The following is a 13,416-nucleotide window of genomic DNA, read 5'->3' on the forward strand; positions in this document are numbered from 1 at the left end:
CATTATCACCAGGAAAGGATATTTTCAAAACTATGATTTCTGCTCAATTTTTCTCGTGGATGATGTTTCTCCATGTAAAATCTCCCCGTTCAAGCCCCTTTACTAATATTTCCGCAGTGCCCATATTGGTTGCCAGGGGGATTGCATACACATCGCATAGGCGGATAAGGGCAGAAACGTCCGGTTCATGAGGCTGGGCAGTCAGCGGGTCGCGAAAAAAGAAGACGGCATCCATTTCGTTTTTCGCGACTAATGCACCAATTTCTTGGTCGCCTCCAAGCGGACCGGATTGGAAGCGGTGAATTTTCAGTCCAGTTGCTTCCTGTATTCTTAAGCCTGTTGTGCCTGTTGCAAATAAATCATGCTTTTCTAATATATGTTTATAAGCAATAGTAAATTGAACCATATCGTCCTTTTTCTTATCGTGAGCAATGAGTGCAATCTTCATATATTTCCCCCTCATTCAATAATGTTTTCCAACCCGTAAACGAGCGTATCGATCTTCATCACGGTTTCAACGGAAAGCTTTACTCCTGACATAAAAGACGCACGATTATAGGAATCATGGCGAATTTTCAGCGTTTGACCGTCACCGCCAAACAAAACCTCTTGATGAGCCACTAACCCTGGAAGACGAACGCTGTGGATATGAATGCCATTCCATTCGCCGCCTCTTGCTCCTTTGATCGTTTCCTTTTCCTCCGGATGTCCTTGCTTTTTATTTCCGCGAACTTCATAAATCATTTCAGCCGTTTTGATTCCAGTTCCAGAAGGTGCATCAAGCTTTTTATCATGATGCATTTCGATGATTTCAACATCAGGGAAGTATCTGGCCGCCATTTTTGCAAATTTCATCATCAGTACAGCTCCAATCGCAAAATTTGGCGCGATAATTGCCCCGATTCCTTTTTCTTCCGCTAATTTTCTCAATTCCTGCAAGTCTTCTTCCTGAAAGCCGGTAGTTCCTACTACAGGGCGGACACCGTGCTCCAGCGCAAGCTTTGTATGTATTTTTCCAACCTCTGGTGTTGTCAAATCAATCAACACGTCTGGCGATGTTTCTGCAAAGCATTGCTCAGGGTTTGTATAGGTGCGGACTTGATCTTGAAACCATTCGCCATCATTTATTTTGTCTAGTACAGCTGAAAGTGTAAAATGCTCTGTTTCATTTACCAGTTTTACTGCCTCTTGCCCCATGCGTCCTCTTGGGCCGGCAATGACGATCTTAATTTGTTCCATTATTCCATCACCTTTCTATTTTTTTGTCCATCTGTTTCGATCTCTAGTTTGAAATTTATGCATGACGCGATCGTGCGCCTTCTCAAGATCAATGTTTAAAGAATTGGCCAAGCAAATGATGACAAACAATAAATCGCCAATTTCCTCTTCAATTTCTTTCTCTTTCTCCGTTTCTTTTTTTGGCTTTTCCCCATAGTAATGATTAATTTCTCTTGCAAGCTCACCAAGCTCTTCTGTTAATCGCGCAAGCATCGCCAGCGGGCTGAAATAGCCTTCCTTAAATTGGGATATGTAATCATCTACTTCTTTTTGCAGGTCTTTAATTGTTTTACGTTCCATTAGGCAACCACCTCATTTGTCTTCTCTTTCATGTTAGCTAATTCCTTACCATTTGACAATGAAAAGAAATGTCGATTGAATTGTAACATACAATCTGATCCATTATAATTAAAAACATCGAAAAAAATAGGAGGTGGGAGTTTGTTGCCTTTTAAATTGAAAAACCTCTTTTTTATATTGCTCGGATCCGCTATTTTCTCGTTTGGACTCGTTCATTTTAATATGCAAAACAATTTAGCTGAAGGCGGTTTTACTGGTATTACGCTCCTTTTATTTTTTTTGTTTCAAATCAACCCCTCTATTTCCAATCTTGTATTGAATGTACCCATTTTTTTTATTGGATGGAAGCTTTTAGGGAAGACGACTTTTTTGTATACATTAATTGGAACGATTTCAGTTTCGTTCTTTTTATGGATTTTTCAGCTGCATCCATTTCATATTCCTCTACATGAAGATTTAACATTGGCGGCTCTGTTTGCAGGAGTTTTCATCGGCGTTGGACTAGGGATTATTTTTCGCTATGGCGGAACAACAGGTGGAGTTGATATCATTGCTCGTCTTGTTTATAAATTTTTCGGCATCAGCATGGGAAAAACAATGTTTTTATTTGACGCGTGCGTGATCACTTTATCGTCCATTTTTTATTTATCCTATCGCGAAGCCATGTACACATTAGTGGCTGTTTTTATCGGAACAAGAGTCATTGATTTTATTCAGGAAGGTGCCTATAGAGCAAAAGCAGCGACCATCATATCGGAGAAACATGAGGAAATTGCCGAAAAAATCATGAAGGATATGGATCGCGGAGTGACCATTTTAAAAGGACAAGGTTCGTTTACAAAACAGAATCGGAATATTTTATATTGCGTCGTTGCCAAAAATGAATTTGTCAAGCTGAAACAAGTTATTACAGCTGTCGACCCTCATGCGTTTGTTGTCGTCAGCGACGTTCATGATGTACTCGGTGAGGGCTTTACCCTTGATGAAAATAAAAATCCGATTGAGCACTAACGCGTTTCTTGTCGTCAACGATGTTTGCTCAAGAAGGATTTACCCTTCATGAAAACAAAAACCTGTTTAAGCACTGACAGGGGCTGTCCAGAAAGTCAAATCCCTTTTGAAAACAAAAAATCATAAACATCGATATATCAACGTTTCTAAAAAACATAAAAGGGGGCTGTCAATAAGCCAAAAAACGACTTATTAGACAGCCCCGCACTCTAGTTCTCTTTTCTTTTATCTGTTTTTTCTCCTTTGTATTTTTTCCATCCTGTATAAGCTAGTGCAATAAAAATGACGCTGCCCGTTGAAAACATCACCCATAACAGCGATGGATCTGCTTCGTCGTTTTTGACGCGATCAAAAATGTTTTTTAAGTCTTTTTCGATTTCCATCATATGCTTCTGTCTTGTCTTTTTCGAAATTTCAAAAAACATTTTGTCGTTTACTGCTGAAATATGTGTTTCAATCTTATCAATGTTTTTGCTGTCAACATCAACGGTAAGGCTTGGATAAATAACGGAGTACAGTGACAAAAAACGATTCCACTCATGCTGAAAAGCCGCCCAATCCTCTTTTTCCATTTCCGTTTTTAATTCTGCAAATGTCGTCATGATCGGTTCTTCCATTGTGCTCCAGAGCGGCTGGTGTTCAGACAGAATTGCATCAACAACAAGCCGGAATTGAGTGACTTTGTCGATCCGATCTTCATAGCTCATTCCATCGTTCTCAACGGCATCCAACGCTTTTTCGTAAGAAGCAGAAATGACCCGAAGCTCATTTATTGATAAGCGGTTTTCAACATTATTTTCTTTAAATTCGTTTTCAAGAAATAATAACAGCTGCTTCGCTTCATCAAACTTTTTTTGCTTTGAAAGCTGCCACGCATAATTCGTCATGACATCCAATGTTTCCCAATTGTTTTTTTCTTTTGCATTGATCGGTATTTGAAGCAGGAAAAAAAGCAAGAGAACAATCAACGTACTGATCCATTTTTTCATTCTTGTCCCCCCTATAACTACTAGTAATAGTTATTCAAGAGTGGACAAGAGTAGACCATGTTTCTTACAATTCTTTCAATTCAAATTTGTATGTTTGATTTTTTATAACAAAAAAATAAGCGATCGCAATGGAAATAATACTCAGCCAAAACGTAAAGTAACCGATTAGCGCAGAATATTGATTTAAAACGCTATATTGAGGCATCATATCAAAAACGTAATCAATAATTTCATTGTGAAGCGTCCATATGGAGGCCAGCATCAAGTGCTTCATTTCAAACCGATAATACGGTGCATACAACAGCCCTTCTATTGCCATTCCTAAATGGGACAAAATGAGCATCATTCCGTAAATGGATAAAACACCCGTTTCCAAATATACAAACAGGTTCATGGCAACCGCCCAAATTCCATATTTAAATAGCGTAATCATCGCTAGTGCTTCAAACAATTTAAAATGCTTTCCAACAAGAAACCCAATCAAAACGAAAACAAAGAACAAACTAGCGGTTGGACTGTCAGGAACAAACGCAATAAACTGTGGCGGTGTTTCGGAAAGCTGCTGTTTATACCAAATATAACCATAAATTGTTCCTGCTGTATTGATTAAAAGCATCAAATATAAAAATGATCGCTGCCTTAATACAAAAAATAACCAACCCATCCAAGTTCACTCCTTGGTTTTATTGAATTCGAGGGCATGGATCATGAGACACCCTGTACTATGTATGCCAAGAAAACACTCTTTTTTCATTGCAGAAATGTTCCTTATATTTTGAAGAACTAAATGTAGGAAGGCATTTTAAAAATAAGTTTATCGCCTTCCACAGCAACAATATTCATCCTGATTATCAAGAGTAACATTCTCTGTAAATAAGGAAAGCGCTCCTCATCTTTGGTAGAATTTTGTTTGATAAGAACATGACCTACCAAAAAAGGAGCACCTTTAAGGTGAAGTCTACCACACCTATCCACAAAATCAAGACCGAATGTACATCGCAAAATGCAAACAACTTCGGCAAATTCAAATATTCCTCAAGCACCTCGAAAAATCAAGCCTGAGAAAGCTCTACAGGACTTGCCAGCATCAACGAAACGTCTCGCTGCGGAAGATGCCGCCTGTCGTTACTGGTAATGGTACGTCGATGATGAAGAAGGCATGACGGTCACCTACCAAGCGATCTTCTGGAAGAACCCTCATCGTGTTGAGATCATAATGACAAACACAGGTGGTGGATGACGGCCAGATGCTCTAAATCTAATCTTTGATACGGATTTCGATACACACCAATCGTCACCAACCTCGAGTAGGAAGCGCTCAATTTGTGGCGTTTTTACAACAAACGATGTTCCATGGGAAATTACATAAAAATAAGCTAAGCAGGTTTGCCATGGACTGGATTGCGACTTTCGATTTTGAGGCGAATGAACTTGACTTTCTCATCAAACTGTTTTCCAACAACCGCTATGAGCGGTTTAAACAAGATTACTGTGAACCCGTTCATCGAGCATACAGCACTGCTCGGTTTCACTTAGAATTCTTCCGTTGTGCAGCGATGTACGGTACAGCTGTCGAGGAATTCTCAGGTTGATAAAAGATTTTGCCAATCAACAGACCTGGAGGTGAATCGAAACAAAGATCGTCCGGCTAGAATGAGTTTACCACAATTTCGCATAGGAATACCGAAGCTCTTAACAGTCGGGAGAGGGAAGACTAAAGAGTCATGTGATATGATTCAGCGATGCTAACAAATGTACTGTTTGCATACTCTGATATTTCGTCATCTATCATTGTCTACGATGCTGAAAAACACTGAATGATTATTACTATCTAATCCCAATGTTATATTAAGATCATTTCCTTTGATAAACTGATCATAACACAAGTGAAAAGAAAGGGCGATTCATCACACAGCCTATAAAGGTGAGCGACTTCTCGCCAATTTACGTTAAAAAAGGGGCTTATTGTTGGTACGCAATCTTTAGGATCTTTCTTCATTTTCATGTTTATACCCGTCTGCCCAAAATTCGGCATTTTTTACACCCTGTTTTGTAGAATCATAAGTCGGATCAACACCTTGTTTTTTCTGATTTTCATAGTCTTTTAACGCCCTGATGGCCGGTTTATATAATAATACGAGACCGATTAAGTTCACCCATACCATCAATCCTAGTCCGACATCTCCCAAAGTCCATGCGATATCAGATGTCCGAACCGTTCCGTAAAAGACGGCAGCCAAAAAAATTAACTTTAAGACAAGAATCGGTATATTCTTACTTTTTTTCTTAAACAAATATATAATATTTACCTCGGCAATATAATAGTATGCCATTATTGTGGTAAATGCAAAGAAGAATAATGCCACTGCTACAAAGGGGGATCCAAATCCAGGTAGTTGGGAATCAACTGCAATTTGAGTATAAGCAGTACCCACTTCGACAGTTTCTCCAATATTGTTTACAAGCAATGATTTTTGATCAGGCTCATACACATTGTAGGAATTTGTAAACAAAATCATAAAAGCTGTTGCTGAACAGACAAGCAATGTATCAATGTAAATAGAAAATGACTGTACGAGCCCCTGTTTGGCCGGGTGGGAAACTTCGGCAGCACTAGCAGCATGCGGCCCCGTTCCTTGACCAGCTTCATTTGAATAAATCCCACGCTTTACACCCCAAGAAATCGCACTTCCTAAAATCCCTCCGAATAATTGATTAGCACCAAACGCACTAGAGAAAATTAGTTTAAATACACCAGGAACTGCTTCAATATTCATGATAATAATGATAAGTGAAATAAGTATATATCCGATTGCCATAAAAGGCACTACTAATTGAGCGACGTTGGCGATTCTTTTTACTCCGCCAAGAATAATCACTCCCAATAGTACAACTAAGATGATTCCTGTTACGGTCGGATCAACGGAGAATGCTTTTTTAAATCCAGAAGAAATGGCATTTGATTGAACACCCGGCATTAAAACACTCATTGCTACAATCGCAGCCACAGCAAAAACCATTCCGGCCCAACGTCGATTTAACCCTTTTTCAATATAATAAGCCGGTCCTCCGCAGTATAGCCCATCCACTTTTTCTTTATAAATTTGGCCAAGTGTCGATTCCACATATGCCGTAGCAGCACCAAAAAAAGCAATTAGCCACATCCAAAATACTGAACCGGGACCACCGTATGCGATCGCAGTAGCAACACCAGCAATATTCCCGGTTCCGACCCGTCCCGATAATGCGATCGACAATGCTTGAAAAGAAGAAATTCCCGACTTGGAACTTTTTCCTTTAAACATTTGCTGAACCATATCTTTGATCAATCGTATTTGAGCAAATTTTGTCATAAATGAAAAAAACACTCCGATTCCAATACAAAATACGATCATCGGCGTACTCCAAAGCCACCCACTCAATGTTTCAATAAAACCATCCAAAAAAAATTCCCCCTTATTTTAATGTTATGAGTAATTATAGCTCAGCATTTATATTTATAATAGATTCTTCATTAATTTTTGTGAAATAACACAAAAAAGAAAATATTTTTGAATTATTTGAAATGAATGTTAGTGCTATGCAACCAATTGTCAGGAGGTTGAACATATTTTCTGTGTGACTAGAATTTCCAGAATTTTAAGTCGTTACTTAACATATGTTTGAAACACATTATAATGTTTAAATAGAGAAAAGGTTTTAGCAAGAACGCTGTCCTTTTACGGCTTTTTTCACCACAAATGTTCAGAAAATCTGTGAATTACCCTTATGAAATAAACCGTTGTTTTGAATTGTTTATGTGAAACGATATCGTTGTGTCGATGATCGTGAAATATATAATTGGAGCAGTTCAAAATTCAATTATCAAATACCCCAATCATGGAATACTTTCAGACACTCCATACCTACACATGAGCAGAGGGCACAAATCATAAAATCAAAACAGTAAACGCCTTAGCATACTGGCTATAGAAACCAATACCGATTTAGAACACGTGGCTTGTTTAGAGTGTACAGGAGAAACGTATAATAAGCAGGTGTCCTAGCCCTCCTTCTTTATCATTTTGTCAAAAAATAGTAAATGGATAGAAAGCCGTCAACAAAGGCGATTGACCTCCTCTATTTTTTCATTTACCAGTCTACAAAAAGAAAATACAATCGCATCAATCTTGCTGACTTAATTGTTAGAGTTGTTTCACAGTCAATGGAGATAAGACAATAAAAAAGCTTGTAGAGAAAAAATCTTCCTTTCTCTACAAGCTATACAGACAAACGCGATGTCAGCTCTTTTTATTTCGATGTAACACTAGAAACAAACTCTGCTAATACTTTCAACTCTTCATCCGTACCTTTAAAGATTCCAGGAGGCATGCTTCCTACGCCTTCTTTAGCAATTTTCGCAACTTCTTCCGGAGACAATCCGTTATCAACTAAAGAAGGTCCAGCCGCTCCGCCTTGCAGGTTATCACCGTGGCAGGAGACGCAGCCTTGTTCCTGAAATATTTTGTATCCTTCCGAATTTGTATCAATTTTAGCTTCCGCTTTAATTTTCCCTTGTTCCTCTTTTAATTCCCAGTCCGTATGCTCAACCGACTCCCATGTTAAATAAACGATGGAAGCTACAGCTAGCAGCATCATTCCTACAGCAACCGGACGCTTATGCGGACGGCGTTCTGGCCCGCGATCCAAAAATGGAGCAAGAAGTAGCGCAGAAAATGCCAGTCCAGGTATTACGATTGCACCGATAACGGTATAAGGACCTGATGCATAAGAATATTTTAAAAGCTGGTATAAAAATAAGAAGTACCAGTCAGGAAGCGGTATGTAACCAGTATCCGTAGGATCTGCAACCCGCTCAAGCGGTGACGGATGGGCAACGGTTAAACATAAAAAGCCAATTAAAAAGACCGCGCCAACTAACCATTCTTTTAAAAGAAAGTTGGGCCAAAAAGCTTCAGTTTTCCCTGGGTATTCGGAGTAATCTTTCGGTATGTTCGGCTTTCTTTCAGCCGACACACGAGAATCTCCAACGAACTTCATACCTTTTCCGCGATGCATTGTTTCCCCTCCTTTGTTAAGCGGTTCGCCACGAACAACTTACTAAAAAAGAATAAGCCGGATTTTATAGCGGACCTGAAATCCCTTGTTTGCGAATCATTAAGAAGTGCGCTGCCATTAATCCGAATAATGCAGCAGGCAAGAAAAATACATGAATCGCAAAGAAGCGAGTCAATGTTTGCGCACCGACAATTTCGGAATGCCCTGCAAGCAAAATTTTGACGTACTCACCAATAAGCGGTGTCGATTCAGCAATCTGCAAGGTAACTTTTGTCGCAAATAACGCTTTCATGTCCCAAGGCAATAAATAGCCTGTCAAACCTAAACCTAGCATAACGAAGAAAATGAGTACACCGACAATCCAGTTAAGCTCGCGTGGCTTTTTGTATGCTCCTTGGAAAAATACACGTAAAGTATGTAAAAACATCATGACGATGACTAAGCTTGCTCCCCAATGGTGCATACCGCGAACAATTTGCCCGAACGCCACTTCATTTTGCAAATAATAGACAGACTCCCATGCATTTTTAATATCCGGCACGTAATACATCGTTAAAAACATGCCAGACAGCACTTGAATCACTGTAACAAAAAACGTCAAACCCCCAAAGCAGTATACAAATGCTGAGAAGTGATGGGCTGGGTTAACATGTTCGGGAACTTCATGGTCTGCGATATCGCGCCATAAAGGGGTGATATCTAACCGTTCATCAACCCAATCATACAATTTGTTGAGCACTTATTACGCCCCCCCTCTTGGTTTAGCTTTTCCTAAATATAAAAATCCATCTTGAATTTTGTACTCATATTCATCCAGCGGAGCAGAAGGCGGTGTTCCAGGGACATTGTCGCCGTTTTTCTCATACAATCCTCCGTGGCAAGGACAGAAGAACATGTTAGGGTTTGATTTATCCCCGTTCCAGTTTACTGTGCAGCCAAGGTGTTTACAAATTGGAGAAAGGGCAACAATTTCTCCTTTTTCATTTTTATAAACCCACGCGGATTTTGGCTCTTCAGCTTCATGCCACGCGTCCTTCTGTTTAATGGTAAAGTCAACGCGTGTCGGTTCTTCTTTAATGTCTGATTCCTTTACATTTGTATTAACAAATTCTCCAGCTGCTTTCGGCTGCAATACAGGATCTACAGCGAAACGAACCATCGGCATGAGCATGCCCGCAGCCATAAAGCCGCCTACACCCGTTAGCGTATAGTTTAAAAATTGACGTCTTGAAACACGGTGTTTATTCTCGCTCATCTTTTTCCCCCCTCTATCTCAAGCTAGTCCATAATGGACATATACAGAAACATATAAAACTAGGACATACTCATGATATATCAATCTTTGTAGAAGGTCAATATAATCATATCGTTAGAAACAAGGGATTGAAAGGGTTTTTAGGTTCGATTCCAATATTGTAATAAAATGTTCATAATTTGTTCGATTTGGTCCTGAACAACCTTTCGCTTTACATCCTGATCCATATGTTCTATTGGGATTGACGGAATCCATATAAATTCATCACCTTCTTTGCGCCATCTTTCTTCACATGTTAAAAAAATGACATGCTGAAAATGTTGTTTAATCGTATCTTTCCACTTTTTTAACAGTTTATCCAAATCAATGTCGTCATTTTTTAAAGAAACAAACGGAGGCAACAGCATGATCCGCCCCTTTAACTGCCGTTCAAGCTCTTGTGAAACAATCTTAATAAAATCTGCTTTTGACGCATTTCTTTTCAGTTCCTCATCAAATGATACCGATAGGAGAGGAACAACTGCAGTATCAACGTACTCCCTTGATTGAAGAAAAGAATCGATATCAACCATTTGCCATTTCACTGATTTCAGCCCCTATTTTTTATTTTTCCTTACTCATTATAAAACTGATAAGCAAAATAAAAAAGCAATGCTGTGCACATTGCCTAACATCCTAAATTGTTCAATTGTTTTACAAGCTTTCGAAACGCCTCTTCATCGTGAGCATCCAACGCTTCATCAATTAAGCGGAGGAGTTTTTCTTTTTGAAATTTTTTAATTGACTCCTCCAAAATTTTTTCCGCAAGCAATCGGTCTTTCTCATTTCTTTGCATATCTTTAGGCAAATATGGATTTTCAACTAAAACGGCAGCATATTCCGGGGAACGGTATTGAGCGCGAAAGTTTAACTGGATATACAAGTCTTCATCTTTATTCAAGCGAATATCGTGAAAAGACTTTTCTGCATCTGTTGTCATCACATTTTCTTTATAAAATCTAAACGGAACATCATCCACACAGTGGGTGGACATGACCATTCCCCTCGGACAAAATTTGGCATGCTCTACAAAGTGGACGTTTTCCATTAATGAATCATGGCTCATTAAATAATTTAATATCCATACGCATTCCCGTCTTTTCAACTGATAATGATTTAAAAACCAGCGAATAAATTCTTTCTTCTCGTTAACAGAAACAGGGGCTTTCATCTTTAACCCTCCTCTGCTTTCCATCTAATTCAAAAATTCAACATAGTTGCGTTGAATTCCTTCCAATTCCGCCTAAAAATTGTCCTCCAATTCGAGCAGCATATTTTCATATTCAATGTTGCCTGGATCAAGCTCCAGCGCTTTTTCAAAAAGCTTCCTAGCCTTTGCCCGCTCCCCTTCTTCAAGCAGAAAATAAGCGTAATTCTCCAAAAATTCCGGGTCTGTTTTAAAATTATTATATGCACTTTCATAATGCTTTAATGCCTTTTCGTACTGTTCGGTGCGATGATAAGCGATCGCTAAATTGAAGTCAAAATGAGGATCATATTCTTCATGTCTTTCTACGATTTCCGTCAACATCTCGATCGTTTCCATATATTTGCCTTGGTTTAACAACACTCCTGAAAGTGTTATGATTGCTTCTATATAACCCGGATCAAGCTCCAGCGCTTTTTTTAACAATTTTACTGCATTGTCTACATCTTTGAGCTTTAAGGCAATTTTCCCGCCGAATAAATAAAGCTCTTTATTAAATGGATCCTCCTGCAAACCTTCTTGAACAATTTGAAAACTTTTTTCCACCATCCCTTCCTGTTCATAGCTTTTGGCCAAATATAAATATAGTGAGTGGTAGGTAGGGTCCAATTCCTTTATTCGTTCAAATTGTGCAATCGCTGTTTTTGTCTGGCCTGCATTTAAAGCTGTCATCCCATAAGCGAAATATGTGTCCAAATCCTCTTCTTCCACCGCTTTCTCAAAATAAGCAAGGGCTTCTTCAAAATCACCGCAAGCAGATAAAGACTCGCCTATTCGTTTATGAATATTTACATTCATTATATTTTCAAATTCCTCTAGGACTACTCTATAAAAGTCGATTGCTTGACGATATTTTCCGAGATGAAAATAATGCTCGGCTAATGCGAAATCAATTACTTTCTCTTCAGGCAATCTTCTCTTGGCTTCCTTCAACTTTTGTTCACTGACTTCATATAAGCCTTGCAATTGATACAAATCAGCCATAAGAAGAAGGGCTTGCGGATATGATTCATCTTCTTGATCAATTTCATTCAGCAGATCAATCGCTTTTTCTTCATCGTCAAGCTCAATGTATATTTCCGCCAAAAAAAGAGTGATAGCAGATTCATCAGGGTATAGCTGCGACAGCTCCTCAGCTATTTTTAACGCTTCATCTGTCCTGCCCCATTGAAAATATTTTTCCGCAAGCTCAAACTTTTCTTCATCATTTAACTCTTTTTCAATGGATGAAAGTTTTTTCAATCCTTTTTCCACTTGGCCGCTTTCAACTAATTGAACGGCTTCGCTCATTTTTTTATTCAACCTAAAACTCCCCTTCTAAATTCAGTACTTGTTTATTGGCTGCGAATACATATTGAAGCGTCCTGGTGCATTCAGCTGCACTTCTTTTCCGAACCCTGGTTTATAAAATATTTGTTCTCCTGCTTTCAAAACGCTTCCGTTGTGAACGATCACTTCTGGGTTATGATTATAATAATCTAGATAATTATTTTCTTCAACTAAATCGATCATCCGAAATAAATTATAATCAACATTGCTTCCGCTTAAAATTTCGCCGCGAATCGGATAAAGACCGATTTTCATTAATGCTTCTTTCGTAAGTGGGACACCGTTTTCAGGACATTCTTCCAATGATGGCAATTTATATTTTTTTACAATTTGCCGCCATTTGCTTTTCAACTGATGGAAGATGGATTGATCTTCTGAAGAAAAATGGGGAAAAATTGGAGTTTGCTTTGGATATAAAGTCTCACGAATCCATTCCCATGGAACATCATCAAGCTCAGCAATCTGCTTAATTTCCACGATAATCACAGTAATTTTTTCTCTTTTTAGCATTCTGATGATTGAAGGGGTCAGCCGTTCGATTGGGATTTTTGCAGCGATCGCATAATCGATCGGCGAATTCATCATCACTTTGCGAATATGTTTTTTCTTTTCATCCCATTGTCTTTCAAACGGCAAATCAACAGCAGCAATTAAAAAAGTGCAGCCTTTTTGGATCAAATTCTTCACATATAATTTGAATGAATGGCTTTGGTCTAGATATTGAATGTTTTGGTCAAGCATGACAAAGCCCGGTGTCATGAAATAGGGCGATCCATCCATTTTCATAAATCGAAACTGATCTAATTGCTTTTCTTTAAAACGAAACTCATTTCCGTCAACAAGTATTGAGCGCGTCACAATTTGATTGTCTTCCATTAAACGAATTTGATCAATAATATATGCCATTTTCCCACCTCAATAGCTTTTTTAGACAAGCTATGAAAAGGTTG

At 38.7% G+C, this 13,416-nt stretch carries 15 protein-coding genes and 1 pseudogene; 2 read left to right on the top strand and 14 right to left on the bottom strand.

The annotated features are described in order from the left end of the window. Positions 1 to 43: 43 nt before the first annotated feature. From mgsA to NSQ41_RS11850, 3 genes are read right to left on the bottom strand one after another with little or no spacing between them, the layout of a single operon-like run. Positions 44 to 448, bottom strand: a complete 405-nt coding sequence (mgsA, locus tag NSQ41_RS11840) for a methylglyoxal synthase (protein ID WP_063388558.1) — start codon at positions 446 to 448, stop codon at positions 44 to 46. 11 nt (positions 449 to 459) lie between these two features. Next, positions 460 to 1,239 carry a 4-hydroxy-tetrahydrodipicolinate reductase gene (gene dapB / locus NSQ41_RS11845; protein ID WP_063388559.1) on the bottom strand — a complete coding sequence of 260 codons (780 nt, stop codon included), beginning with the start codon at positions 1,237 to 1,239 and terminating at the stop codon, positions 460 to 462. Between the two features lie 15 nt (positions 1,240 to 1,254). Further along, a complete protein-coding gene (locus NSQ41_RS11850; protein WP_063388560.1) occupies positions 1,255 to 1,578 on the bottom strand; it encodes a nucleotide pyrophosphohydrolase in 324 nt (107 codons plus the stop codon). Between the two features lie 141 nt (positions 1,579 to 1,719). On the opposite strand from NSQ41_RS11850, the gene NSQ41_RS11855 reads away from it, so the two are divergent. Further along, positions 1,720 to 2,589 carry a YitT family protein gene (locus NSQ41_RS11855; RefSeq protein WP_094246122.1) on the top strand — a complete coding sequence of 290 codons (870 nt, stop codon included), beginning with the start codon at positions 1,720 to 1,722 and terminating at the stop codon, positions 2,587 to 2,589. Between the two features lie 209 nt (positions 2,590 to 2,798). On the opposite strand, the gene ypjB is transcribed toward NSQ41_RS11855, so the two are convergent. After that, positions 2,799 to 3,578: a sporulation protein YpjB gene (ypjB, locus tag NSQ41_RS11860; protein ID WP_063388562.1), complete on the bottom strand. Its 780-nt coding sequence runs from the start codon at positions 3,576 to 3,578 to the stop codon at positions 2,799 to 2,801. Positions 3,579 to 3,642: 64 nt separating this feature from the next. Further along, positions 3,643 to 4,242 carry a DUF1405 domain-containing protein gene (locus tag NSQ41_RS11865; RefSeq protein ID WP_066251898.1) on the bottom strand — a complete coding sequence of 200 codons (600 nt, stop codon included), beginning with the start codon at positions 4,240 to 4,242 and terminating at the stop codon, positions 3,643 to 3,645. Between the two features lie 661 nt (positions 4,243 to 4,903). Between NSQ41_RS11865 and NSQ41_RS11870 the strand changes: the two genes are divergently transcribed. Next, the gene (locus tag NSQ41_RS11870) at positions 4,904 to 5,170 is read left to right on the top strand and encodes a hypothetical protein (RefSeq protein WP_339210012.1); all 267 of its coding nucleotides are present in this window, start codon (positions 4,904 to 4,906) and stop codon (positions 5,168 to 5,170) included. A gap of 125 nt (positions 5,171 to 5,295) precedes the next feature. On the opposite strand, the pseudogene NSQ41_RS11875 reads toward NSQ41_RS11870, so the two are convergent. From NSQ41_RS11875 to NSQ41_RS11915, 9 genes and pseudogenes are all read right to left on the bottom strand, one after another. After that, positions 5,296 to 5,419: pseudogene (locus tag NSQ41_RS11875) on the bottom strand (IS200/IS605 family transposase); the annotation flags it as partial. Between the two features lie 141 nt (positions 5,420 to 5,560). After that, entirely contained in the window at positions 5,561 to 7,021 is a 1,461-nt protein-coding gene (locus NSQ41_RS11880; protein WP_339210013.1) for an alanine/glycine:cation symporter family protein, read from the bottom strand. A gap of 847 nt (positions 7,022 to 7,868) precedes the next feature. Beyond that, a complete protein-coding gene (locus NSQ41_RS11885) occupies positions 7,869 to 8,636 on the bottom strand; it encodes a menaquinol-cytochrome c reductase cytochrome b/c subunit (RefSeq protein ID WP_063388567.1) in 768 nt (255 codons plus the stop codon). A 64-nt stretch (positions 8,637 to 8,700) separates the two neighbouring features. Beyond that, positions 8,701 to 9,375 carry a cytochrome b6 gene (locus tag NSQ41_RS11890; RefSeq protein ID WP_063388568.1) on the bottom strand — a complete coding sequence of 225 codons (675 nt, stop codon included), beginning with the start codon at positions 9,373 to 9,375 and terminating at the stop codon, positions 8,701 to 8,703. A 3-nt stretch (positions 9,376 to 9,378) separates the two neighbouring features. Then, positions 9,379 to 9,891, bottom strand: a complete 513-nt coding sequence (locus tag NSQ41_RS11895; protein WP_063388569.1) for a ubiquinol-cytochrome c reductase iron-sulfur subunit — start codon at positions 9,889 to 9,891, stop codon at positions 9,379 to 9,381. 140 nt (positions 9,892 to 10,031) lie between these two features. Then, entirely contained in the window at positions 10,032 to 10,475 is a 444-nt protein-coding gene (locus NSQ41_RS11900; protein WP_144598144.1) for a YpiF family protein, read from the bottom strand. Positions 10,476 to 10,558: 83 nt separating this feature from the next. Beyond that, complete coding sequence (locus NSQ41_RS11905) at positions 10,559 to 11,101, bottom strand: ReoY family proteolytic degradation factor (protein WP_066251907.1); 543 nt, start codon at positions 11,099 to 11,101, stop codon at positions 10,559 to 10,561. A gap of 72 nt (positions 11,102 to 11,173) precedes the next feature. Beyond that, the gene (locus tag NSQ41_RS11910) at positions 11,174 to 12,439 is read right to left on the bottom strand and encodes a tetratricopeptide repeat protein (RefSeq protein WP_144598143.1); all 1,266 of its coding nucleotides are present in this window, start codon (positions 12,437 to 12,439) and stop codon (positions 11,174 to 11,176) included. 21 nt (positions 12,440 to 12,460) lie between these two features. Continuing rightward, complete coding sequence (locus tag NSQ41_RS11915) at positions 12,461 to 13,372, bottom strand: hypothetical protein (RefSeq protein WP_339210014.1); 912 nt, start codon at positions 13,370 to 13,372, stop codon at positions 12,461 to 12,463. Positions 13,373 to 13,416: the final 44 nt, after the last annotated feature.

The organism is Aeribacillus sp. FSL K6-8210, from assembly GCF_037963925.1.
Lineage (GTDB): Bacteria > Bacillota > Bacilli > Bacillales > Aeribacillaceae > Aeribacillus > Aeribacillus composti.